The 23,036-nt window shown below is 74.0% G+C and carries 23 protein-coding genes; 4 read left to right on the top strand and 19 right to left on the bottom strand.

The features are described 5' to 3' along the window. Nucleotides 1-175: 175 nt before the first annotated feature. Nucleotides 176-928: a polysaccharide deacetylase family protein gene (locus ACIQ8B_RS22010; protein ID WP_403549027.1), complete on the bottom strand. Its 753-nt coding sequence runs from the start codon at nucleotides 926-928 to the stop codon at nucleotides 176-178. A gap of 2 nt (nucleotides 929-930) precedes the next feature. Beyond that, nucleotides 931-1,818: a polysaccharide deacetylase family protein gene (locus ACIQ8B_RS22015; RefSeq protein ID WP_403548930.1), complete on the bottom strand. Its 888-nt coding sequence runs from the start codon at nucleotides 1,816-1,818 to the stop codon at nucleotides 931-933. 123 nt (nucleotides 1,819-1,941) lie between these two features. Between ACIQ8B_RS22015 and ACIQ8B_RS22020 the strand changes: the two genes are divergently transcribed. Continuing rightward, entirely contained in the window at nucleotides 1,942-3,117 is a 1,176-nt protein-coding gene (locus ACIQ8B_RS22020) for a class I SAM-dependent methyltransferase (protein WP_290009993.1), read from the top strand. Between the two features lie 387 nt (nucleotides 3,118-3,504). On the opposite strand, the gene ACIQ8B_RS22025 is transcribed toward ACIQ8B_RS22020, so the two are convergent. The 8 genes from ACIQ8B_RS22025 to tsaB all read right to left on the bottom strand — a co-directional run bounded on the left by ACIQ8B_RS22025 (nucleotide 3,505) and on the right by tsaB (nucleotide 10,236). After that, nucleotides 3,505-4,779 (bottom strand): RNA polymerase sigma factor, encoded by a 1,275-nt coding sequence (locus ACIQ8B_RS22025; RefSeq protein WP_403548932.1) that lies wholly within the window; start codon nucleotides 4,777-4,779, stop codon nucleotides 3,505-3,507. Nucleotides 4,780-4,843: 64 nt separating this feature from the next. Then, nucleotides 4,844-5,200: a YciI family protein gene (locus ACIQ8B_RS22030; RefSeq protein ID WP_403548934.1), complete on the bottom strand. Its 357-nt coding sequence runs from the start codon at nucleotides 5,198-5,200 to the stop codon at nucleotides 4,844-4,846. A gap of 101 nt (nucleotides 5,201-5,301) precedes the next feature. Further along, the gene (locus ACIQ8B_RS22035; protein ID WP_403548936.1) at nucleotides 5,302-6,411 is read right to left on the bottom strand and encodes an LCP family protein; all 1,110 of its coding nucleotides are present in this window, start codon (nucleotides 6,409-6,411) and stop codon (nucleotides 5,302-5,304) included. Nucleotides 6,412-6,463: 52 nt separating this feature from the next. Beyond that, entirely contained in the window at nucleotides 6,464-7,540 is a 1,077-nt protein-coding gene (locus tag ACIQ8B_RS22040; protein ID WP_290009999.1) for a LacI family DNA-binding transcriptional regulator, read from the bottom strand. Between the two features lie 138 nt (nucleotides 7,541-7,678). Beyond that, the gene (locus ACIQ8B_RS22045; protein ID WP_403548938.1) at nucleotides 7,679-7,942 is read right to left on the bottom strand and encodes a hypothetical protein; all 264 of its coding nucleotides are present in this window, start codon (nucleotides 7,940-7,942) and stop codon (nucleotides 7,679-7,681) included. Beyond that, nucleotides 7,939-9,036, bottom strand: coding sequence for a tRNA (adenosine(37)-N6)-threonylcarbamoyltransferase complex transferase subunit TsaD (gene tsaD, locus ACIQ8B_RS22050; RefSeq protein ID WP_403548940.1), 1,098 nt, complete (start codon nucleotides 9,034-9,036; stop codon nucleotides 7,939-7,941). Before tsaD ends, ACIQ8B_RS22045 begins: the two co-directional genes overlap by 4 nt. Further along, nucleotides 9,029-9,586: a ribosomal protein S18-alanine N-acetyltransferase gene (gene rimI, locus ACIQ8B_RS22055; protein WP_403548942.1), complete on the bottom strand. Its 558-nt coding sequence runs from the start codon at nucleotides 9,584-9,586 to the stop codon at nucleotides 9,029-9,031. The genes tsaD and rimI overlap by 8 nt, the downstream gene beginning before the upstream one ends. Then, a complete protein-coding gene (gene tsaB, locus ACIQ8B_RS22060; RefSeq protein WP_403548944.1) occupies nucleotides 9,583-10,236 on the bottom strand; it encodes a tRNA (adenosine(37)-N6)-threonylcarbamoyltransferase complex dimerization subunit type 1 TsaB in 654 nt (217 codons plus the stop codon). The genes rimI and tsaB overlap by 4 nt, the downstream gene beginning before the upstream one ends. A gap of 128 nt (nucleotides 10,237-10,364) precedes the next feature. Between tsaB and ACIQ8B_RS22065 the strand changes: the two genes are divergently transcribed. Next, the gene (locus ACIQ8B_RS22065) at nucleotides 10,365-10,910 is read left to right on the top strand and encodes a L,D-transpeptidase (RefSeq protein WP_290010008.1); all 546 of its coding nucleotides are present in this window, start codon (nucleotides 10,365-10,367) and stop codon (nucleotides 10,908-10,910) included. Between the two features lie 5 nt (nucleotides 10,911-10,915). On the opposite strand, the gene ACIQ8B_RS22070 is transcribed toward ACIQ8B_RS22065, so the two are convergent. From ACIQ8B_RS22070 to ACIQ8B_RS22090, 5 genes are all read right to left on the bottom strand, one after another. Continuing rightward, nucleotides 10,916-11,077 carry a hypothetical protein gene (locus ACIQ8B_RS22070; RefSeq protein ID WP_198602488.1) on the bottom strand — a complete coding sequence of 54 codons (162 nt, stop codon included), beginning with the start codon at nucleotides 11,075-11,077 and terminating at the stop codon, nucleotides 10,916-10,918. Nucleotides 11,078-11,196: 119 nt separating this feature from the next. Then, on the bottom strand, nucleotides 11,197-11,700 hold the full coding sequence (gene tsaE / locus ACIQ8B_RS22075; protein ID WP_403548947.1) for a tRNA (adenosine(37)-N6)-threonylcarbamoyltransferase complex ATPase subunit type 1 TsaE: 504 nt from the start codon (nucleotides 11,698-11,700) through the stop codon (nucleotides 11,197-11,199). Continuing rightward, nucleotides 11,669-12,883 carry an alpha/beta fold hydrolase gene (locus ACIQ8B_RS22080; protein ID WP_403548949.1) on the bottom strand — a complete coding sequence of 405 codons (1,215 nt, stop codon included), beginning with the start codon at nucleotides 12,881-12,883 and terminating at the stop codon, nucleotides 11,669-11,671. The genes tsaE and ACIQ8B_RS22080 overlap by 32 nt, the downstream gene beginning before the upstream one ends. A 37-nt stretch (nucleotides 12,884-12,920) precedes the next feature. Continuing rightward, nucleotides 12,921-14,099: an alanine racemase gene (alr, locus tag ACIQ8B_RS22085; protein WP_290010016.1), complete on the bottom strand. Its 1,179-nt coding sequence runs from the start codon at nucleotides 14,097-14,099 to the stop codon at nucleotides 12,921-12,923. Between the two features lie 552 nt (nucleotides 14,100-14,651). Beyond that, nucleotides 14,652-16,142, bottom strand: coding sequence for an NAD(P)H-hydrate dehydratase (locus ACIQ8B_RS22090; protein WP_403548951.1), 1,491 nt, complete (start codon nucleotides 16,140-16,142; stop codon nucleotides 14,652-14,654). A gap of 176 nt (nucleotides 16,143-16,318) precedes the next feature. Between ACIQ8B_RS22090 and ACIQ8B_RS22095 the strand changes: the two genes are divergently transcribed. Continuing rightward, nucleotides 16,319-17,494, top strand: a complete 1,176-nt coding sequence (locus tag ACIQ8B_RS22095) for a hypothetical protein (protein WP_290010027.1) — start codon at nucleotides 16,319-16,321, stop codon at nucleotides 17,492-17,494. Nucleotides 17,495-17,584: 90 nt separating this feature from the next. Here ACIQ8B_RS22095 and ACIQ8B_RS22100 read toward each other — a convergent pair whose 3' ends face one another. The 4 genes from ACIQ8B_RS22100 to ACIQ8B_RS22115 form a co-directional block, all read right to left on the bottom strand. Next, nucleotides 17,585-18,421 (bottom strand): RNA polymerase sigma factor SigF, encoded by an 837-nt coding sequence (locus ACIQ8B_RS22100; protein ID WP_198602489.1) that lies wholly within the window; start codon nucleotides 18,419-18,421, stop codon nucleotides 17,585-17,587. A 223-nt stretch (nucleotides 18,422-18,644) separates the two neighbouring features. Beyond that, nucleotides 18,645-19,016 carry a holo-ACP synthase gene (locus tag ACIQ8B_RS22105; RefSeq protein WP_403548953.1) on the bottom strand — a complete coding sequence of 124 codons (372 nt, stop codon included), beginning with the start codon at nucleotides 19,014-19,016 and terminating at the stop codon, nucleotides 18,645-18,647. Between the two features lie 34 nt (nucleotides 19,017-19,050). Further along, the gene (gene glmS, locus ACIQ8B_RS22110) at nucleotides 19,051-20,898 is read right to left on the bottom strand and encodes a glutamine--fructose-6-phosphate transaminase (isomerizing) (protein WP_403548955.1); all 1,848 of its coding nucleotides are present in this window, start codon (nucleotides 20,896-20,898) and stop codon (nucleotides 19,051-19,053) included. Between the two features lie 102 nt (nucleotides 20,899-21,000). Continuing rightward, a complete protein-coding gene (locus ACIQ8B_RS22115; protein WP_403548956.1) occupies nucleotides 21,001-21,780 on the bottom strand; it encodes a hypothetical protein in 780 nt (259 codons plus the stop codon). Nucleotides 21,781-21,952: 172 nt separating this feature from the next. Between ACIQ8B_RS22115 and coaA the strand changes: the two genes are divergently transcribed. Continuing rightward, nucleotides 21,953-22,921 (top strand): type I pantothenate kinase, encoded by a 969-nt coding sequence (coaA, locus tag ACIQ8B_RS22120; protein ID WP_198602490.1) that lies wholly within the window; start codon nucleotides 21,953-21,955, stop codon nucleotides 22,919-22,921. The last annotated feature ends 115 nt before the right edge of the window (nucleotides 22,922-23,036 follow it).

Below are 23,036 nucleotides of genomic sequence, written 5' to 3' on the forward strand. Positions count from 1 at the left end.
TGACCGCGATTAGCACTCGGTCAAGCGGAGTGCCAATTGCCGTGCGGCGCGTCGGGGGGCGGGGGCGGTTTCCGGCACGGAGCCGTGCGGTGGGGGCGGTGAGGTGAGGGCGGTGAGGTGGCCGTCCGCCGAGGGCCGCGCCCCCGGCCCCCCTCCGGCCCCGCGGGCCTCGTCCTCAGGCGCCGGACGGGCTGGACATCACACCTACGTGGTCCTCCAGCCTGCCCACCTTCAGGCCCCGCTCCTCCAGCTCCCCGAGCAGCCGTGCGGTGCGTTCCGCCAGGGTCAGGGGCGGGGCCTCGCCCGACGGCACGGAGACGATGTCGCCGGGGCGCAGGCGGTGCGGGCCGTGGCTGTAGGTGAGGTGGCCGTCGGGTTCGAGGGTCACGCGCCACAGGACCACCGCGGCGATGCCGCACTCGGCGGCGGCGCGCAGGGTGGTGGCGTCGTGGCGGCCGTAGGGAGGGCGGAAGAGGCGGGGGCGGACGCCGAACCGGGCGGCGAGCTTGCGCTGCTGGCCGCAGATCTGGGCGCGCTGCGCGGCGAGGGGCAGGCCGGGCAGGGCCGGGTGGTCGAGGGTGTGGTTCTGGAGGTTCGCGCCGACCGCGCGCAGGCGGGCGAAGTGGCCGTAGCCGGGGCCCATCACGCTGTCGGTGAGGAACATGCTGACCGGCAGTCTGCGTGCGCGTACCAGGTCGATGAAGCGGGGGTCGCGTTCGGCGCCGTCGTCGTAGGTGAGGAAGACGACCGGGTCGCCGGTGGCGACGTGGTCGACGACGGGCGGGAGCGGCGCCCGGGCGGAGGCGCTCGCCGTCGCGCCGGCGCGGGAGGCCACGTGTCCCGCGCCGGGCGGGGCCGCGCATCCGGCGGTCGCGGCGAGCAGGGCGAGGACCGCCGGGAGAGCCCGCGGGGTCCCGCGCCGCCTCACAGTCACAGGTAGTCCTCCAGCCTGCCCACGGCGTACCCCTCGGCCGTGACCTTGTCGAGGAAGCGGCGGACCATGTCCGGCATGGTGCCCTTCCAGTCGCCGCGGCCCCGGAAGTGGGACAGCACGATGTCGCCGGGGCGGATCTTCCGGTCCCACTCGCGGTACTCCCAGCGGTCGGCGAAGACCTCCTCGTTCCACAGCGGGACGTGGGTGATGCCGCAGCTCTTGGCCGCGCGCAGGGTGGCCTTGTCGTAGTTGCCGTAGGGCGGGCGGAAGAGGACCGGGCGGGTGCCGTAGCGCTTCTCGACGACGTCCTGCATGCCGCAGATCTCGCGCTTCTGCTCGGCGTGGGAGAGGGCCGGCAGGTACGGGTGGCGGAGGGTGTGGTTGTGCAGGGCCACGCCCCGCTCCTGCATGTCCTTGAAGTAGCCGTAGTCCTCCTTGACCAGGTAGTCGCTGAGGAAGGCGCTGTACGGCACCCGCAGGTCGGTCATCATCCGCAGGAACTCGGGGTCCTTCTCGGCGCCGTCGTCGATGGTGAGGAAGACGACCTTCTCCTCGACCGGGACGGTGGTGAAGACCGGCGGGAGGCCGAGCCGTTCGTGCCCGTCGACCTCGAAGCCGTCCCGGGTGGTGATGCGCGGCTTCTTCGCCGGGGGCGGCGGCGCGGCCAGCGGGACCTTCTTCAGCCCCCAGCGCTTCGCCGCGGCGGCCCGTGCGGCCTGCGCGGCGCGCAGCTTGGTGGCGTAGGAGTCGAGGGCGCGGGCCGGGGGCGCCTGGAGGGGCCGGCCGCCGGCCGGTTCGACCGTGTCGCCGCCCTGGCCGCATCCCGAGGCGAGGGCCGCGAGCGCGAGGGCGGCGAGACCGGTCCGCGCCCCCGCCCGCCGCATCCGCTTTTTATCGTTTTGTCCTACTACTCGCATGGGGCCGGATCCTCGCAGCCGCCCGGCCCGCGTCCGCCCCGACACCGCGGCCGGAGGCGCACGGTCCACCGACTGGCCCACAATGACCCGGTGAACGACCTCGCCCCGCTCCTCACCCCCGAAGGCCGCGCCCTCCTCGACGAGGTGCGCGACACCGACCCGGCCCGCGAACTCGCCGTCGCGACCCGGCTGCGCCGCGAACACCCCGCCGAGCTGGTGTCGGCGGCGCTCGGCCAGGCCCGGCTGCGGCAGCGGGCGGTGGCGAAGTTCGGGGCGGAGGACGCGGGGCGGATGTTCTTCACGCCGAACGGGGTGGAGCAGTCGACCCGGCGCGGTGTCGCCGCGTACCGTGCCGAGCGGCTGCGGGCGGCGGGGGTGCGGTCGGTCGCCGACCTGTGCTGCGGGATCGGCGGGGACGCGATCGCCCTGGCCCGCGCCGGTATCCGCGTCCTGGCCGTCGACCGGGACCCGCAGACGGCCGCGGCCGCCCGTGCCAACGCCGACGCGCTGGGACTCGCCGGCCTCATCGAGGTGCGCGAGGCGGATGTGACGGAGGTGGACACCGCCGGGTACGACGCGGTGTTCGTGGACCCGGCCCGGCGCTCGTCGAAACGCGGCCGGATCTTCGACCCGGAGGCGTACTCGCCTCCCCTGTCCTGGGCCGTGCAGGCGGCACTGAGGGCCCCCCGGGCCGCCGCCCTGAAGATCGCCCCCGGCATCCCGCACGAGGCGGTTCCGGCCGGGGCCGAGGCGGAGTGGATCTCCGACGGCGGGGACGTGAAGGAGGCGGTCCTGTGGTTCGGCACCGCCCCGGGCACGATCCGCGCGACCCTGCTCCCGGGCCCGCACACCCTGGTCTCCCGGGGCCTCCCCGACCCCGAGGTCCGCCCGGTCGGCCGCTACGTGTACGAACCCGACGGCGCCGTCATCCGCTCCCACCTGGTGGCCGAGGTCGCGGAAACCCTCGACGGCGGCCTGATCGACCCGACCATCGCCTACATCACCACGGACACCCTGAGCCCCACCCCGTACGCCACGGCCTACGAGATCACCGACCGGCTCCCCTTCAACGTCAAAAAACTGAAGGCGCTGCTCCGGGAGCGGCAGGTCGGCACCCTGACGGTCAAGAAGCGCGGCTCGGCCGTCGAACCGGAGGAGCTGCGCCGCAAGGCCCTCCCGAAGCCGCACGGCACCGCGGCGGTCACGGTCTTCCTGACCCGGGTCGCCGGCGCACCGACGATGCTCCTGGGCCACCCGGTGCGCTGACCGGCGCCGTCCCGCCGGGTCACGGCGCCCCGACGGGCCGCGGACCTCCGCCGTCCGGCGGCACACGGCGCCGTTCCGGCCAGGCGGCGCCGGGTGACACGCGGGCGCCCCGCGTACTCGCCGGAAGCCGCCGCGCGCGGGGTTCGCGCCGCCCGGCAGCCCGGCCCACCGACCAGCCGTCGAGCGCGCCACGCGCGGACACGGCCGCCCCCGCACGGGGGTGCGGCCGCCGCCCGGCAGGTGGCGGGCGGCGAACCGGTCCACGTGCGGGTGCCCGGTCTTCGGGCGGCGGGCTCCGCGCCTGAGCACCGGGCGGGGCCCGCATGGCCGCGTGGGGCGCTCGACAGCTGGGCGACGGGGGTCAGGCGGTGCGCGACGGCGCCCCGCTCAGCCGCCCGGCTCCGCGGCCCGCCCCCGCAGCATCTCCCGCTCCCGCGCGTTGCCCGCCAGCTCCGCCGCCCGTGCGAACTCCTCCCGTGCCTCCTCCGTCCGGCCGAGGCGGGCCAGGAGGTCGCCGCGGACGGCCGGCAGCAGGTGGTAGTCGCGCAGCACCGGCTCCGTCGTCAGGGCGTCCACGAGCGGCAGCGCCGCCTCCGGTCCCTCCGCCATGGAGACGGCGACCGCGCGGTTGAGTTCGACCACCGGGGACGGCGTGCGGGCGGCGAGCAGGCCGTAGAGGGCGGCGATGCGCGGCCAGTCCGTCTCCTCGTAGCGGTAGGCGTGCGCGTGGCAGGCGGCGATGGCCGCCTGGAGGGCGTACGGGCCCGGGGGGCCGGAGGCGGCCGCGTCGGCGCGGGCGAGGGCGGTGACACCGCGGGCGATGAGCATGCGGTTCCAGCGGGCGCGGTTCTGGTCCTTCAGCAGCACCGGCTCGCCGTCGGGACCGGTGCGGGCGGCGGTGCGGGACGCCTGGAACTCCAGCAGCGCGGTCAGCCCGTGCACCTCGGGCTCCTTCGGCATCAGCCCGGACAGCACGCGGGCCAGCCGCAGCGCGTCCTCGCACAGCGCGGGGCGCAGCCAGTCGTCGCCGGCCGTGGCCGCGTACCCCTCGTTGAAGATCAGATAGATGACGTCGAGGACCGATGCGAGCCGGGCCTCGCGGTCGGGCCCGTACGGCACCTCAAAGGCGACGTTCTGCCTGGCCAGGGTGCGTTTGGCGCGCACGATCCGCTGCGCCGCCGTCGCCTCCGGCACCAGGAAGGCGCGGGCGATCTCGGCCGTGGTGAGGCCGCCGAGCAGCCGCAGGGTGAGGGCGGCGCGGGCCTCGGCGGAGAGGGCGGGGTGGCAGGCGGTGAAGACGAGCCGCAGCAGGTCGTCGTCGATGTCGTCCGGGCCGGCGGGCGGCTCCGGAGGGGCCGTCACCAGGTCGGCGTCCCGCCCGATCTCGGCGAGCTTGCGGGCGTAGGTCTCCCGGCGGCGGACCAGGTCGACGGCGCGCCGGCGGGCGGTGGTCATGAGCCAGGCGCCCGGGTTGCCGGGCACCCCGTCCCGCGGCCACTGCTCCAGGGCCGCGACCAGGGCGTCCTGCGCGAGTTCCTCGGCGATGCCGACGTCCCGGACGATCCGGGCCACCGCGGCGACCACCCGCGGGAACTCCATCCGGAACACGGTCTCGACGGTCCCGGCCGTGGCGTCCGGTCCGGCGGTGGGCTGTGGTGTCACAGCCCACCATCAGACACCCGTACGGCGGTGAGGCCAAGCAGGTTCCGCGGGCGGGCGGGGCCGGTCAGCCCTCCTCGATCTCCCGGACCTCGCAGGTCACCGTCCAGTGCGGCTCGTGCACCTTCAGGAACCGCTTCGTCCACTCGATCGCCTCGGCCTTGTCCTTGGCCTGGAGGAGGGCGTATCCGCCGACGACCTCCCTGGTCTCGGTGAACGGTCCGTCCGTCACGGACAGCCGGCCGCCCTCGTAGTGGACCCGGGAGCCCTGGGCGGTCGGGGTCAGCCCTGCGGTGTCCAGCAGGACGCCGTTCTTGGTCATCTCCTCGATCAGCTCGCCCATGCGCCGCATCAGCTCGGGGCTGGGGCCGCCCTCGGGGGAGTCGTTCTCGTCGATCCGGATGAGGGAGAGATAGCGGGGCATGACGCCTCCTCGTGGTGTGCGGGGCCGGTCCTTCCCGGCCTCTCACCCCCGCGTCGAACGGGACGGACGGAAATCGACACCCGCCCGGAAAGATCTTTCGCTCACCGCAGCGAGGCCCACAGCCGTCCCGCCTCGGGCTCGTCCGGCACCACCCGGCCGGGGTCGGAGGGTGCGGGCAGCACCGGCATGGTCACGGTGGTGACGCGGTCGGCGGTCAGCCCTTCCAGGCTGCGGGCGAACGTGACCAGTTCGCCGAGCGAGTCCAGACCGGTGTCGGTGGTGAGGCCCCCGGTGACGGCGTCGGCGACCTCGTACAGCACGGTGGGGCTGGTCAGCAGGTCCAGCTCGGTGATCTGCCCGACCAGCGCCTTCACCAGGTCCTGCTGGAGCGTGATGCGGCCCAGGTCGCTGCCGTCGCCGACGTCGTACCGGGTGCGGGCGAGCGCGAGCGCCCGGGTGCCGTCGAGGTGGTGGGTGCCGGCCTCCAGGGTGAGGCGGCTGCGGTCGTCGTCGATGTCCTGGCGGGTGGTGACGGTGACCCCGCCGAGCGCGTCGACCAGGCGGGCGAACCCGGCGAAGTCGATCTCGACGTAGTGGTCCATGCGGACACCGGTGAGGGTCTCGACGGTCTTCACCGCGCACACCGGCCCGCCCACCTCGTACGCGGTGTTGAACATGACCCCGGACGCCGGCCGTGTCGACCCCCCGTCCCCCAGCGGGCAGGAGGGCCGGTCGACGAGGGTGTCGCGGGGGACGCTGACCACCGTCGCGGCGGTCCGCCCGGCGTCGAGGTGCACGACCATCGCGGTGTCGGACCGCGCGCTGCCGCCCTCCCCGCCGCCCAGCTTCCGGTTCTCCGCGCCGCCGCGCGAGTCGGAGCCGAGCACCAGCAGGTTCAGCGACCCGGTCGGCAGCGGCGAGGGGTCCCCGTACGGCGACGGCTCCGGGGTGATCTCACCCCTGGCGGGACGGTCGTCGCCCAGCGCCTGGTCGATGTCGACCCCGCGGATGTTCCCGTCCAGCCGCAGATACGCCCAGACCGCCGTGCCCGCGCCGAGCAGCAGCAGCCCGGCCAGTACGCCCCCGGCGGCCTTGAGCGCCCGTCTCCTCCGCCGGCCGGGCCGTGCGGCCGCGCGTATGTCCGCGCCCCCGGCGTCCCCTCCGGCGCTGTCCCCGCTTGTCCCCTGATGTGCCGTCACCATCAGGAACATACGTCCGAATTATGACGTCCGGCGCTCCCCGGACGTTTTTCTTGGGAAATTCTCAGACGTGAAACCGACCCGGCTCCCGCCGGCCCGCCGGCGCGGCCGTGCTGCTCCGCACCACCAGGCTGGTCGCCAGCTCCACGCGGGTCGCCGCGGGGGCGTCCTCGCCCTTGCCCAGGTCGAGCACCAGCTTGGCCGCCGCCTCCGCCATCTCCGTCAGCGGCTGCCGCACGGTCGTCAGCGGCGGGCCCACCCAGCGGGCCACCGGCAGGTCGTCGAACCCGACCACGCTCAGGTCCTCCGGGATCCGCAGCCCCAGCTCGCGCGCGGCCTCGTACAGCCCGAGCGCCTGGAGGTCGTTGCCCGCGAACACGGCGGTGGGCCGGTCCTCGCGGCGCAGCAGGGCGAGCCCCTGCCGGTAGCCGGCGTCGTGGTGGAAGTCGCCGGTGACGATCAGCTCCGGGTCGACCGGCAGCCCGGCGGTCTCCAGGGCGGCCCGGTACCCGTCGACGCGGGCCCGGCTGCACATCATCCGCGAGGGCCCGCTGATCGCGCCGATCCGGGTGTGGCCCAGCTCGATCAGATGCCGGGTGGCGGCGAGCCCGCCCTGCCAGTTGGTCGCGCCGATGGACGGCACGTCGGTGCCGGGGTCACCGGCCGGGTCCATCACCACGAAGGGGATGGAGCGGCTGGTCAGCAGCGCGCGCCCGGACTCGTCGAGGCCGGACAGCACGAGGATCACGCCGTGCGGGCGGCGGGCGGCGACCTGGTCGGCCCAGGTACGGCCGGGCGTGAGCCGTCCCGCGCTCTCGGACAGCACCACGCTCAGCCCCGCGTCCCGGGCGACGTTCTCCACGCCCCGGATGACCTCCATGGCCCAGGCGCTCTCCAGCTCGTGGAAGACCAGGTCGATGAGGGGCGAGCGGCTGGCCTCCGCTCGGCGGCGCCGGTACCCGTGGGTGCGCAGCAGTTCCTCGACCCGGGAACGGGTGCCGGGGGCGACGTCGGCGCGGCCGTTGAGCACCTTCGAAACAGTCGGCGCGGAGACACCCGCCTCGCGGGCGATCTCGGCGAGCGTCGCGGTCTGCGTGCTGCGCCCATGGGTCCGGGTCTCAGCGGGCTGCGGGGAAGTCATGGCGGCGATCGTATCTCCGCGAGCGTCGAGGACGAACCCCTTCGACGGGCCGGAACATTCGGCCGATCTTCCGAAAGTTTCTCTCATCCGGCCGAAGCCGCGCCGGCCCGGACGCGACGGGAGCCGGCCGCCCCGGGATCACACACTCCCCAGCGACTCGAACCGCCACCGGTGCACCGCCCGCGTGACCAGCGTGCCCTCCGGTTCCGGGAGTTCGGGGAGGTCCGCGTCGAGGGGGGCGTTCCACCAGGTGATGACGAGGACGCGGTCCTGGGGGGCGCGGAAGACCTCGCGGCGGGCCGGGCGGCGGGGGAGTTCGCGGGCCCGTTCCTCGGCCCAGGCCAGCAGGTCCGGGCCGCGGCCGGGGACCGCGCGGGCCTCCCACATCAGCGCGACGGTCATGGATAGAGGTTCTCCCGGGCGGTCTCGTGGACGTGGTCGTGGGAGTGGGCGGCGCCCGGCACGTGCGGGTCGGTGACCGGGAGGGAGGAGTCCGCCGAGAGGTCCCAGTCGGAGGCCGCGCGGTTGCGGGCGACCATCTCCGCGCCGAGGGCGGCCACCATCGCGCCGTTGTCCGTGCACAGCTTGGGGCGCGGCACCCGCAGCCGGATGCCGGCCGCCTCGCAGCGCTCCTCGGCCAGCGCGCGCAGCCGGGAGTTGGCGGCCACGCCGCCGCCGATCATCAGGTGGTCGACGCCCTCGTCCTTGCAGGCCCGCACGGCCTTGCGGGTGAGCACGTCCACGACGGCCTCCTGGAAGGACGCCGACACGTCCCGCACCGGCACCTCCTCGCCCGCCGCCCGCCTGGCCTCGATCCAGCGGGCCACGGCCGTCTTCAGACCGGAGAAGGAGAAGTCGTACGCCGGGTCGCGGGGGCCGGTCAGGCCGCGCGGGAACGCGATCGCGTCCGGGTCGCCCTCGCGGGCGTACCGGTCGATGACGGGGCCGCCGGGGAAGCCGAGGTCCAGCACCCGGGCGATCTTGTCGAATGCCTCGCCCGCCGCGTCGTCGATGGTCGCGCCGAGGGGACGCACGTCGGAGGTGATGTCGGCGGACAGCAGCAGCGAGGAGTGGCCGCCGGAGACCAGCAGCGCCATCGTCGGCTCGGGCAGCGGCCCGTGCTCCAGCTGGTCGACGCAGATGTGGGAGGCGAGGTGGTTGACCCCGTAGAGCGGCTTGCCGAGGGCGTAGGCGTACGCCTTGGCGGCGGAGACGCCGACCAGCAGCGCGCCGGCCAGCCCGGGTCCCGCCGTGACGGCGATGCCGTCGAGGTCGCGGGCGCCGACCCCCGCCTCCTTCAGCGCCCGCTCGATGGTGGGGACCATCGCCTCGAGGTGGGCGCGGCTCGCCACCTCGGGGACGACGCCGCCGAAGCGTGCGTGTTCGTCGACGCTGGAGGCGACGGCGTCCGCGAGCAGGGTGGTGCCGCGGACGATGCCGACGCCGGTCTCGTCGCAGGAGGTCTCGATCCCCAGTACCAGGGGTTCGTCAGCCATGGGTCTCGGTTCCTTGTACGCCGTTGACGGGGTGGCCCGGGGTCACGGAGGCGGACGGGCCGGTCAAGCGCATGACCAGCGCGTCCACGTTGCCCGGCTGGTAGTAGCCGCGCCTGACTCCGATGACCTCGAAGCCGAAGCGCTCGTAGAGCTTCTGGGCGCGGACGTTGTCGACGCGGCACTCCAGCATCACCTCGGCGCACTCGAACGCCGTGGCCGCGCGCAGCAGTTCGGTCAGCAGCCGCGAGCCCAGTCCGGTGCCCCAGTGGTCGCGGGTGACCGCGATGGTCTGGATGTCGGCGGCCGGGGCGCCGCCGTCGTCGCCCTCCGCGCCGGAGGTGGTGAGGCCGGCGTAGCCGACGATCCGGTCGCCTTCTTCGGCGACGACGTAGCACCGGGTCGCGCCGGGCCCGCGGGAGTGGGCCAGCTCGGACCAGAACATGCCGCGCGACCACGCGTCCTCGGGGAAGAGGTCGCGCTCCAGCTCCAGCACGGGGTCGATGTCCCACCAGCGCATCTCGCGCAGGACGACCGTCTCGGTTCCCGTCACTTGGGGGTGACCACCTTGTAGTTCTTGGGGACCTGGGCATCGGGCCGCCGCAGGTACAGCGGCCGGGGCGCGGGCAGTTCCTCGCCCGCCGCCAGCTTCTCCGCGGCCAGCCGGGCGAGGGCGGCGGCGCTCACGTGCTCCGGCTCGTGCGCCCGGGGGAAGGTGTCCGGGTACAGCAGCGCGCCCGCGCCGACCGCGGGCAGGCCGGCGACCTGGCCGGCGATGTCCGCGGGGCGGTCCACGGCCGGGCCGGTGAGGCGGGTGCGCGAGTCGGCGTACCGCGCCCAGTAGACCTCCTTGCGGCGGGCGTCGGTCGCCACGACGAAGGGGCCCTCCAGGTCGGCCGCGTAGGCCAGGCCGTCCAGCGTGCACACACCGTGCACGGGCACGCCGAGGGCGAGCCCGAAGGCGTCGGCGGTCATCAGGCCGACCCGCAGGCCGGTGTAGGGGCCGGGGCCGGTGCCGGCCACGATCCCGGTGACGGCGTCGAGCCGCAGACCGGCCTCGGCGAGCACCCGGTCGACGGCCGGGAGCAGCAGTTCACCGTGGCGGCGGGCGTCCACCTGGCTCGACGAGGCGATGACGTCGTCGCCGTCGTGCAGCGCGACGGTGACGGCGGGGGTGGCGGTATCCAGAGCGAGCAAGAGCACGCAAACAGCCTACGGCTCCCGCGCCCCGGCCACGGCCGCACGGGCCGGACGGTCACGGACTGCTACGGTCGCGTCACGTCCGCACAGGACAGGGCGGAGCAGGACAGAGCAGGACAGGGGTGACGTCGATGGCGGGGACCAGCTCGATGATCGTGGCGGGGCTGACCGCGGCGGCCCTCGCGACGGTCGGCCACCTCGGCCACCGGGCGGCGGAGACGGTCCCGCCCGACCTGCGCCAGCGGGCGTCCGGCTCTCCGGCGCCCGCGCCGAAGGGGCCCCGCAGCGGCCACCCGGCCGCGCTGCCCCCGCGCTCGGGGCAGGGGCAGCGCGTCGTCTACTCGCTGGGCCGCGACCGGGTGTGGCTGGTGGACGAGGGCGGCACGGTGCGCCGCACCTTCGGCGTCAGCCCCAGCACGGTCGACCCGGCGCCGGGCACCTACCGGGTCACCTCCCGGTCCGGCTCCGTGACGGGGTCGGACGGCGTGCCGGTGGAGCACGTCGTGCGGTTCGCCAGCGTCGACGGCACGGCGATCGGGTTCAGCGCGGCGGTCGACGGCTCGGCGCCCGTCCTCGACCCGCGGGAACGCACGGGCGGGATCCGCGAGACGCGGGAGGACGCCGCGGTGATGTGGACGTTCGCGACGATCGGGCGAACGGTCGTCGTGGTGCCGTAGGTCCGCTACGCGGCCTCGCGACGGCCGCGCGCCGCCTTCTCCTCCCGCCGCGGCTCGGGGGCGGGCGGCGGTGTGGAGACGGCGGCGGCCGCCGCGCAGGCGGCGAGCAGGTCACGCATGGGCACCGGTCGCGGCGTGGGCTCACGCCTGCTCTGGATGGCCGGCATGGACGCCTCCTGGACGTCGGGGGCGGACGCGGTTAGGCATACCTAACCGCGAGCTGGATACCATGTGACCACGCCGGACACCGCGGACGCAACACCATGCCGACACCGTGTCGGAACGCTCAGGCGGACAGCGAACCCAGCTCCGCCCCCGCCCAGCGCGCGCCGAGCCCCCGCACGGTCACGTGCCGGAACTCGTCCGTGGTGTCACCGACCGCACGGTGGATGACGACGTGCAGCCGGTCCTCGGTCAGCTCCTCGACCTTGCCCTCGCCCCACTCCACGACGACCACCGACTCGGGCAGCGAGACGTCGAGGTCGAGGTCCTCCATCTCGTCGAGCCCGCCGGACAGCCGGTAGGCGTCGACGTGCACCAGCGGCGGACCGTCCCCCAGCGGGGGGTGCACCCGGGCGATGACGAACGTCGGCGAGGTCACCGCGCCCCGCACCCCGAGCCCTTCGCCCAGCCCGCGCGTCAGGGTCGTCTTGCCGGCCCCCAGCTCGCCGGAGAGCAGCACGAGGTCGCCCGCGCGCAGCAGCTTGGCGAGCCGCCGCCCGAGGTCGCGCATCTGCTCGGGGGAGGTGACGGTCAGTTCAGCCGGGGTGTGCGGTGCTGCTGCTTCCATAGCCACCCACGGTAGCTCCTGCGGGCACGGCGCCCGCGCGGACGAGCAGGTCGGCGAGACGGTCGGTCACCTGTTCGGGGTGCTCCAGCATCACCAGGTGCCCGGCGTCCGGCACGAGCACCAGCTCGGCCCCGGGCAGCAGATCGGCGATGGCCTCGCTGTGCTCGCTCGGGGTCACGAGATCCCCCACCCCGGCGAGCACCAGCACGGGCAGCTCCGTGAAGTGCGCCAGCGCCTCCGCCTTGTCGTGATCACCGAAGGCCGGATAGTACTCGGCCACCACGTCGATCGGCGTCGACTCGATCATCCGCTCGGCGAACCGGGCGACGGCGGGATCCACGTCCCGCGACGCGAACGAGTACCGCTTCACGACCCCGGCGAACAGATCGGCCGTCGCCCGCCGCCCCTTCTCCACCAGCTCGGCCCGCTGCCCCAGCGCCTTCAGCACCCCGGGCAGCACCCGCCGCACCGCGTTGACCCCGGCCACCGGCAGCCCGAAGTTGACCTCCCCCAGCCGCCCCGACGACGTCCCCACCAAGACGACCCCCGCGCACCGCTCCCGAACCAGCTCCGGGAACTGCTCGGCGAGCGCCATCACGGTCATCCCGCCCATGGAGTGCCCGACCAGCACCAGCGGCCCCTCAGGAGCGGCCGCGTCGATCACGGCCTTCAGATCACGCCCGAGTTGCTCGATGGTGACCGGCTCCCCGCGCTCCACCTGCGCGGCGCCCCGCGCCGAACGCCCGTGACTGCGCTGGTCCCAGTGCACGGTCCGCACCACACCGCGCAGCGCGGCCCGCTGGAAGTGCCAGGAATCCTGGCTGAGGCAGTACCCGTGACTGAACACCACGGTCACCGGCGCGGGCGCCCGCCGCCCGAACAACCGCCGCCGCCGCCCTTCCTGCGCCTCGGGCTCGACCTCGTCGACCTCGTAGTACAGCTCGGTGCCGTCGTCGGCGTACGCCTTGCCGGGCATGCCGCGCAGGGAGCCGTACGGCCCCGCCGAGTCCAGGACCAGCCGGGCCTTGCGGCGTAGGCCCCGGCCGACCGTCATCCGCTCGACGGCGACACCGGCGGCGGCCCCGGTGGCCAGCACGCCTATCGCGAGGCCCGCGACACCGGTCGCCCGGCGCCATCCCCCGGCGGACGCGGCCGTCACGGCCTGCGCACTGCTCTCGCTCACGTACCGCTCCCCTTCCCCGGACCCCACGCAAGGGCCCTTACCCGCTCTCTTCCCCGTTCACGTGAACACGCGGGACACGGCTGCCGATCCGGGTGACGATCTCGTACGCGATGGTCCCGCACGCCTGCGCCCAGTCCTCCGCGGTGGGCTCACCGCGGTCACCGGGACCGAACAGGACCGCCTCGGCCCCCGGCCCCGGCTCGTCGCCGCCCAGGTCGACGACGAACTGATCCATCGCGACCCGCCCGGCGACGGTCCGCCACTTCCCCTCGACCAGCACGGGTCCGGCGGACGAGGCATGCCGCGGAATGCCGTCGGCGTACCCGAGCGGCACCAGACCGAGAGTGGTGGCCCCCGGAGTCACATAGTGGTGCCCGTAACCGACCCCGTGCCCGCCCGGCACGTTCTTCACCAGCGCCAGCGACGCCGTCAGGGTCATCGCCGGCCGCAGCCCCAGCTCCATCGGCGTACCGATCCCGGGGCTGGGCGAGACGCCGTACACCGCGATGCCGGGCCGCACCAGGTCGAAATGGCTCTCGGTCAGCGTCAGGGTCGCGGGCGAGTTGGCGATGTGCCGCACCTCGGGCTCCACACCCCGCGCCTCCGCGTACGCCACCATCTCCCGGAACGTCGACAACTGGGCGGCGATCGACGGATGCCCCGGCTCGTCGGCACACGCGAAGTGCGACCACAGCCCGGTCACCCGCAGCAGCCCCTCGGCCTCGGCACGCAGCGCGCCCGCGACCAGCTCGGCCCAGTCACCGGGCTGGCAGCCACCGCGCCCGAGCCCGGTGTCCGCCTTGAGCTGGACCCGCGCGGCGCGGCCGGCGAGACGGGCGGCGGCGGTGACCTCGTCCAGCGCCCACAGCCCGCTCACCGAGACGTCGACGTCGGCCTCGATCGCCTCGCGCCAGGGCCCGCCGGGCGTCCACAGCCAGCACATGATCCGGACGTCGTCCGGCACACCGGCGCCGGGCGCGCGCAAGGCGAGCGCCTCCTGGGGCGTGGCGGTGCCCAGCCAGGTCGCACCGGCGGCGACGGCCGCACGGGCGCAGGGAGCGGCGCCGTGCCCGTACCCGTCGGCCTTGACGACGGCCATCAGGGCGGCACCGGGGGCGCGCTCACGGAGGGTGCGCACGTTGGCCCGCACGGCGGCCAGATCGATCACAGCACGGGCTCGGAGTTCCGCGCCGTGCAGGTCACCTGTCTCTTTCATCCCCGACAGTCTCTCAGAGCCCCCACACCCCCACGGGAGGAGCGGCGCCTTCGCGCTCCGCGCGACCGTCCCGCCGTTCGGGTGGGGTGCCGTCCAGGGGACGTCTGTGCGGAAGCACCCGGCGTGGGTGCCCGCCAACGAACGTGTGCTGCACACACCGGGGTCTCGCACCACCCGGTGCGGGCGCGGGCCGGGGGATGTTCGCGCAACCCGGCGCTTACGGGGCGCCGCCGCGCCCACCCGAGGCGGCACGAACGCCCGCGGATTACGGGGGCGTGGCCGCGTACGGCGGGGAGGGGACGGGGCGGGGGTGGGCGCCCGCAGCGGCCGGCGCGTCCGCGCCCCGCACCTCTCAGCACGCACTCTCGCGCCGGACCGAGGACGACCGCCCCCACCGCGGCCCCGCACCACCCACCCCCCGTGGGCGCTGCACCGGCCCCCACCGGACAGACCCCTGCGCCGCAGGCGTCGGACCTCAGCCGCAGAGACCCGCACCGCAGGCATCGGACCTCACCCTGACCAGGCAGAAGCCCACACCGCAGGCATGCAGCCTCAGCCCCGCGCCACGCTCCGCCAGGCCTCCGGAATCCGCCGCGCGACATCCTCCGCACTCACCGGCGCCCCCTCCGCCGCGAACCGCCCCGCCAACCCGTGCACGTACGCCGCCACGCTCCCCGCGTCCACCGCCGACAACCCCGCCGCCAGCAGCGACCCCCCGAGCCCCGACAGCACGTCCCCGCTCCCCGCCGTGGCCAGCCACGGCGTCCCCGTCGGGTTCACCCGCACCGCACCCCCGCCCCCCGCCTCCGCGACCAGCGTCGTGGACCCCTTCAGCAGCACAGCCGCCCCGTACCGCGCCGCCAGCTCCCGCACGGCCGCCAGCCGCCCCGCCTCCACTTCCTCCCGCTCGACCCCCAGCAACGCGGCCGCCTCCCCCGCATGGGGAGTCATCAGCGTAGGCACCCCCCGCTCGCCCCTCCCCCGCACCGCCCCGGCCTCCGCCAGCCGCAACCCGTCCGCGTCGATCAGCACCGGCACGTCCGCCGCCAGCACCTCCCCCACCGTCGCCGCGTCGTCCCCGGCCCCCGGTCCGACGACCCACGCCTGCACCCGCCCCGCACGCGCAGGCCCCCGCTCCGACACCAGCGTCTCGGGATGCCGAGCCAGCACCGCGCTCCCCGCCGGTCCCACGTACCGCACGGCCCCGGCGCCACCCCGCAGGGCGCCGGCCACCGCCAGCACGGCCGCCCCCGGATACCGCGCGGACCCGGCCGCGATCCCCACGACCCCCCGCCGGTACTTGTCACTCTCCGCAGCCGGCACCGGCAACAACCGCGCCACCTCCCCGTGCTGCAGCGCCTCCGCCCGAGCCGCAGCGGCCCTCGCCCCCGCCCCGTCCGGCTCCAGCTCCAGCTCCAGTCCGATGTCGACGAACCGCACGACCCCCGCGTACTCCCGAGCCGGATCGATCAACAACCCCGGCTTGTACGCACCGAAGGTGACCGTGACATCCGCCCGGACGGCGGCCCCGCGCACCTCCCCCGTGTCCGCGTCGACCCCGCTCGGCAGGTCGACCGCGACCACGACCCCCCGTCCCCGGTCCCGTCCCCGCCGAGCGGCCTCGGCCAACGGAACCGCTTCCTCCCGCAGCCCGCCCTTCCCCCCGATCCCCACGATCCCGTCCACGACGAGATCGGCCCGCTCGACGAGCCCCACCGCGCTCCCGGCGTCCGCCACCACGGAACCCCCCGCCCGCCGCAGGGCGGCCAGCCCACCCGCATGTGCCCGCCCCGGCGCCAGCAGCACCGCCCGCACCCCGGCCCCCCGCCGAGCCAGCCGCGCGCCGGCGTACAGGGCGTCGCCCCCGTTGTCCCCACTGCCGACCAGCAGGACCACCCGGCTGCCGTACACCCGCCCCAGCACATCCGCGCACGCCGCGGCGAGCCCGGCGGCAGCGCGCTGCATCAGCGCCCCCTCCGGCAGCCGCGCCATCAGTTCCCGTTCCGCCGCCCTGACCGTCTCCACGCTGTAAGCAGTCCGCATGCCTCCGAGTTTCCCCGAAGCCCCGCCCCCTGCCCTCCCTTCCCCTGCTCTCCTGTCCCCAGGACCTCTTGACTCCGCCCGGCGCCCTTGCCACACTCCCGGCCCCCACCGGATGAATCGATTCACTCGAACCGGTTCGACGACATGACGACAAGGACAAGAACCCCATGCGACGCATGCGATGCCGAGCCGCGTTACTCGCAGCAGCCGCCACGGCCCTCCTCACGGCGACAACCACCCTCACCCCGCCCGCCGCGGCCGCACAGCCGCCGGCCCCCGCCCCGGCCCCCGCCCGCGCAGCAGCCTGCGGCGACGGCACGTACCACGCCGAAGCCGTCAAGAACGGCTCCACCTGGACCGCCCGCCGAGGCAGCAGCACGGTCTACACGGGGACCGACATGCGCGCCGCCGTCCAGGCGGCGATCGGCGCGCTCACCGCGAACCGCACCAGCAAGGAACGCGTCGTGGTCCGCGGCTCCGGCTCCCTCTCCGCGGGCTCCCGCATCTCGCTCCCCAGCTACACGGTCCTCGACGTCTGCGGCACGATCGACGTCACCGGCACCGGCTCCGGCGACCAGGCGCCGGTCTACTCACGCGGCACCCGCGACATCGAGGTGCAGCACCTCAACGTCACCGGTGCCCCGCTCTACGGCATCTTCCTGCGCAACGTGGAGAACGTGGTCCTGGGCCAGATCGACATGCGTCTGTCCCGCGGCCTCGGCGTCCGCATCGACAACCGCGGCGACACCAGCCGGTGGACGCGCAACGTCCGTATCGACACCGTGTACGTGTCCGGCGCGTCCAGTCACGCCGTGGAGACGTACGGCGTCGACGGCCTGACCGTCGGCACGGTGACCGCCCGCAACGTGGGCGAGTCCGGCCTCCTCCTCAACCAGACCGTCAACGCCACGGTCACGAAGGTGGACGCGGAGAACGCCGGCACCGGCACCGGCTACGCGGCCTTCCGCATGGCCAACCGCAACGGCCGGATCGGCAGCAGCTACGCGACGAACATCCGCGTCGGCGAGGTGATCGCCCGCGGCGGCGGACGCGGCGTGTTCTGCGTCTCGGAGAGCGGCGGCGCGACGATCGACAGGATCACGCTCTCGAACACCGGCAACAACGCGATCCTGATCGAGAACTGCTACAACGTGACCCTCGCGGCCCAGAGCGGCACGGTCACAGGCGGCGGCGAGATCCGTCTGGCGGCCCGCTCGGAGTTCCCGAACAACAGGGACATCACCGTCCAGAACCTCACGGTGACGAACTCCTCGATCCGCGAGAGCCCTTGCGGCGAGAACATCACCTTCCGCAACAACCGCCTGGTGAACAGCGCGCAGTCGATCTGCTAGGCAGGCCGATCCGCCGGGCGGGCCGCACGACACAGCGGGGTGCGACGCCTTGGGCGCCGCACCCCGCTCCCGAAGCTCGCGCTCAGCCCGTCAGTTGGTGCAGAGCATCCCCGCCCGCAGCCGCTTCAGGGTCCGCGACAGCAGTCGCGACACGTGCATCTGCGAGCAGCCCAGCCGCTCACCGATCTCCGCCTGCGTCAGCTCCTCCACGAACCTCCAGTGGACGATCTTCCGCTCACGCTCGTCCAGCTCGGCGATCATCGGGGCGAGGGCGTGGAAGTCCTCGACCAGCCCCAGCGCCGCGTCCTCGGCGCCGATGAAGTCCGCGAGCACGCTCTCGCCGTCCGGCTCGCTGCCGATGGCGGCGTCCAGCGACGCGGAGTTGTAGCCGTTGGCGGCCAGCCGGGCCTCGTTGACCTCGGCCTCGGTGAGGCTCATCAGCTGCGCCAGCTCGGCGGTGGTGGGCGTACGGCCCAGGCGGCTGCGCAGTTCCTCGGTGGCGCGGGCGAGCTGCACCCGGGCCTCCTGGAGCCGGCGCGGCACGTGCACGGACCACGAGGTGTCGCGGAAGAAGCGCTTGATCTCGCCGACGATGTAGGGGATCGCGAAGGACGTGAACTCGACCTCGCGGGAGAGCTCGAACCGGTCGATGGCCTTGATCAGACCGATCATGCCGACCTGGACGATGTCCTCCATCTCCTCCGGGCCGCGGCTGCGGAACCGGCCGGCCGCGTAGCGGACCAGGGACATGTTCATCTCGATCAGCGTGTTGCGCGCGTACTGGTACTCGTGGGTACCTTCCTCCAGCTCCGTCAGCCGCCGGAAGAACTGCCGGGACAGTTCACGCGCGTCCTGCGGCGCCACCTGGCCGGGATCCGCGACCTCCGGCAGCTCGGTCACGCTCTGCGCCTGGTCCGTCCGTGCCATTGTCGACGTCACAGTAAAGCCCTCCCTCATACGTGCCCCCGCTCCGATCCGGCTCCCCGCATGTACCCCCACTTCTGCGAAGCACGCACCTTCATCGACGATTTTTTCGCAGGAGGCGTACGAGGGCGAGAACGACGGTGAGGACAGCGGCGACCACCAGGAGCGCATCACCCCAGGCGGGAAGGTCGACGGCCACCCCGGGCCACGCGGATTCCACGGTCCCTCACCCCTCCGCGACCACGACGGCCGAGGCCACCCCGGCGTCGTGGCTCAGCGAGACGTGCCAGGAGCGCACCCCCAGCTCCTCCGCGCGGGCGGCGACGGTCCCCTTGACCCGCAGCCGCGGCCGCCCGCTGTCCTCGCACCACACCTCCGCGTCGGTCCAGTAGAGCCCCGCGGGCGCCCCGAGCGCCTTGGCCAGTGCCTCCTTGGCGGCGAACCGCGCCGCCAGGGAGGCGATGCCGCGCCGTTCCCCGCTGGGCAGCAGCAGCTCGCTCTCCACGAAGAGCCGCTCGGCCAGCCCGGGCGTGCGTTCCAGCGACGCGGCGAACCGCTCGATCTCGGCGACGTCGATCCCGACTCCGATGATGCTCATGCGGGCACCCTAAAGCGACGGGCCCTCCGGCCCCCTACTCCACGGTCACCGACTTGGCGAGGTTCCGCGGCTGGTCGACCTCGTTGCCGCGGGCGGTCGCCAGCTCGCAGGCGAACACCTGCAACGGCACGGTCGCCACCAGCGGCTGGAGCAGCGTCGGCGTGACGGGGACGCGGATCAGATGGTCGGCGTACGGGACGACCGTCTCGTCCCCCTCTTCCGCGACCACGATGGTGCGGGCGCCGCGCGCGCGGATCTCCTGGATGTTGGAGACGATCTTGTCGTGCAGCACGGACCGTCCGCGCGGCGACGGCACGACCACGACGACCGGCAGGCCGTCCTCGACGAGCGCGATCGGCCCGTGCTTCAGCTCGCCGGCCGCGAACCCCTCGGCGTGCATGTAGGCGAGCTCCTTCAGCTTCAGCGCACCCTCCAGCGCGACCGGGTGGCCCACGTGCCGGCCCAGGAACAGCACCGTGTTCTTCTCGGCCAGGGAGCGGGCGAGCCGCCGTACCGGCTCCATGGTCCGAAGGACCCGCTCGACCGCGCCGGGGATCGACGCGAGGTCCCGCACCACGGCGCGGATCTCGTCGGCGTACTGGGTGCCGCGCACCTGCCCCAGGTACAGCGCGACCAGATAACAGGCGACCAGCTGCGTCAGGAACGCCTTCGTCGACGCGACGGCGACCTCCGGACCGGCGTGCGTGTACAGCACCGCGTCCGACTCCCGCGGGATCGTCGATCCGTTGGTGTTGCAGATGGCCAGCACCTTGGCGCCCTGCTCACGGGCGTGCCGCAGCGCCATCAGGGTGTCCATGGTCTCGCCGGACTGGGAGATGGCGATGACGAGGGTCTGCTGGTCGAGGATCGGGTCCCGGTAGCGGAACTCGCTCGCCAGCTCCACCTCGCACGGCACGCGCGTCCAGTGCTCGATGGCGTACTTGGCGATGAGGCCCGCGTGGAAGGCGGTGCCGCAGGCGACGATGACGACCTTGTCGACCTCGCGCAGCACGCCCGCCGGGATGCGCACCTCGTCCAGGGTCAGCGAGCCGGAGCCGTCGATGCGGCCCAGCAGGGTGTCGGCGACCGCCTTCGGCTGCTCGGCGATCTCCTTGAGCATGAAAGAGGCGTAGCCGCCCTTCTCGGCGGCCGAGGCGTCCCAGTCGACGTGGTACGCGCGGACGTCGGCCGGAGCCCCCTGGAAGTCCGTCACGGTCACCGCGTCGCGGCGCAGTTCGACGACCTGGTCCTGCCCCAGTTCGATCGCGTCGCGGGTGTGGGCGATGAACGCGGCGACGTCGGAGGCGAGGAACGACTCCCCCTCCCCGACACCCACCACCAGCGGCGAGTTGCGGCGCGCGCCGACCACCACGTCCGGCTCGTCGGCGTGCACGGCGACCAGGGTGAAGGCGCCCTCCAGCCGCCGGCACACCAGCCGCATCGCCTCGGCGAGGTCGGCGCAGGCGGAGTACTCCTCGGCGAGCAGATGGGCGACGACCTCGGTGTCGGTCTCGGAGCGCAGCTCGTGCCCGCGCCCGGTCAGCTCCTCGCGCAGGGCAGCGAAGTTCTCGATGATGCCGTTGTGGACGACGGCGACCCGGCCCGCGTCGTCGATGTGCGGGTGGGCGTTGGCGTCGGTGGGGCCGCCGTGCGTGGCCCACCGGGTGTGGCCGATGCCGGTCGTCCCGGTCGGCAGCGGCCGGTCGGCCAGTTCCTTCTCCAGGTTGACCAGCTTCCCGGCCCTCTTCGCCGTGGCCAGTCCGCCGTCGGCCTGCACGGCGACGCCCGCCGAGTCGTAGCCCCGGTATTCGAGTCGCTTCAGTCCGGCCGTCACGACGTCAAGCGCCGACTGCGGCCCCACATAACCCACGATTCCGCACATGCTCGGCAGCCTACGGTCCGTCAGCCGCCGGAAACGGCCTCCGCGTGCCCGGAATCGGAAATTCCCACCGGTGCGCGAGGCACCGGTGGGAAAGGTTCCGCGTCAGCCGAGCTTGCCGACCTGCGCGGCGACGACGTCGGCCGGGACCTCGAAGTCCTCGCCGGTGGCCATGGCCGCGAGGTTCACGGCGCTGAAGGTGACCACGGTGGCGCCCTTGCGCACCACGACGATCTTGTTGGGCGCCTCGACGCCCTCGTCGGCGGCCACGGTCAGCGTGACGGCGGCGCCCTCGTCGCCGCCCTCGGGGGCCGCGGTGGCGGCGACCTTGACGACGTCCATCGGCTCGCCGACGACGGTGGCCTTGTAGCCGCCCACGCACTTCTCGGCCGCCGCGGCCAGGCCCTTCATCGCCTGCTCGGCGCCGTCGCCGTCGTAGGAGGCGAGGTTGATCAGCGCCTTGTCCACGTCGAGCGCGGCCATCAGGGCGTCCTCGGGCTTGGTGTCCGCGGACGGCTTCACCGGGTCGCCCGTCCAGGACCGCTTCACGGCCGCGGCCGGCTCGCCCTGCGCCACGGCGGCCTGGGCACGGGCCAGCGGCAGGCAGGCGGCGTCCTCCGTCTTCACCTTGCCGGCGGCGATGTCGTCCGTCGCCGGGAGCTTGGTGGCGACCTTGCCGCTCTTGACGTCCGACTGCGCGAGGGCGGCCTTCTCCAGCTCGGCGGCGGTGAGCGCCTCCGCCGGGGCGCCGGAGGCGGCGGACGCGCCCTTGCCCTCGTCGGCCTTGTCCTGGTCGTCGCCGGAGCCGCCGCAGGCGGTGACGAGCAGGGCCAGCGCGGCGACGGAGGCGGCGAGCGCGGTACGACGGACGGAACTGGTTCTCACGGAGGAACTCTTTCTCGAAGGCGCGGAGGCATCCGCATCATGTGCGCGCACTGTACCCGGCCGCCTCACAGATGATCATCGGATCCCCCACGGGACGCCGACGTGACACAGCCCACCTGTCGCCGTGTTCGAACTCCGTTAACAATGGACTGTGATCTCTCCGGTCTCCTCGATGCCCCGGAGCGCCCACCGGCAGCGGCCGGAGGCGACTCCCTACGTCGACCTCACCCGTGCCGAGTGGAGCGCGCTGCGCGACAAGACGCCGCTGCCGCTGACCGCGGAGGAGGTGGAGCGGCTGCGCGGTCTCGGCGACGTCATCGACCTCGACGAGGTGCGGGACATCTACCTGCCGCTGTCCAGGCTGCTCAACCTCTACGTCCGCGCCACCGACGGCCTGCGCGGCGCGCTCAACACCTTCCTCGGCGAGAAGGGCTCCCAGTCGGGCACGCCCTTCGTCATAGGGGTCGCCGGTTCCGTCGCCGTCGGCAAGTCCACGGTGGCGCGGCTGCTGCGCGCGCTGCTGTCCCGGTGGCCGGAGCATCCGCGCGTGGAGCTGGTCACCACGGACGGCTTCCTGCTCCCCACCAAGGAGCTCCAGGCGCGCGGCCTGATGTCGCGGAAAGGTTTCCCCGAGTCCTACGACCGGCGCGCGCTGACGCGGTTCGTCGCCGACATCAAGGCGGGCAAGTCGGAGGTCACCGCACCCGTCTACTCCCACCTCATCTACGACATCGTCCCCGGCGAGAAGCTCACCGTGCGGCGGCCGGACATCCTGATCGTCGAGGGCCTCAACGTCCTGCAGCCCGCCCTCCCCGGCAAGGACGGGCGCACCCGGGTGGGCCTCGCCGACTACTTCGACTTCAGCGTGTACGTCGACGCCCGCACCGAGGACATCGAGCGCTGGTACCTGAACCGCTTCCGCAAGCTGCGGGACACCGCGTTCCAGGACCCGTCCTCCTACTTCCGGAGGTACACGCAGGTGTCGGAGGAGGAGGCGCTGGACTACGCCCGCACGATGTGGCGGACCATCAACAAGCCGAACCTCGTCGAGAACATCGCCCCCACCCGGGGCCGGGCCACCCTGGTCCTCCGCAAGGGCCCCGACCACACGGTCCAGCGCCTGAGCCTCCGCAAACTCTGAGACGCGGTCACCCCTGGGAGGCACCGGCAAGAGGGTGCCGCACTCCCCCGCGCGGAAAGCCACCCGGCGCGGGTGCGGGCCGGGGGGAGCCTGCGCAGCCCGGCGCTCACGGGGT

Origin of the sequence: Streptomyces sp. NPDC096105 (assembly GCF_044763335.1) — a bacterium.
GTDB lineage: Bacteria > Actinomycetota > Actinomycetes > Streptomycetales > Streptomycetaceae > Streptomyces.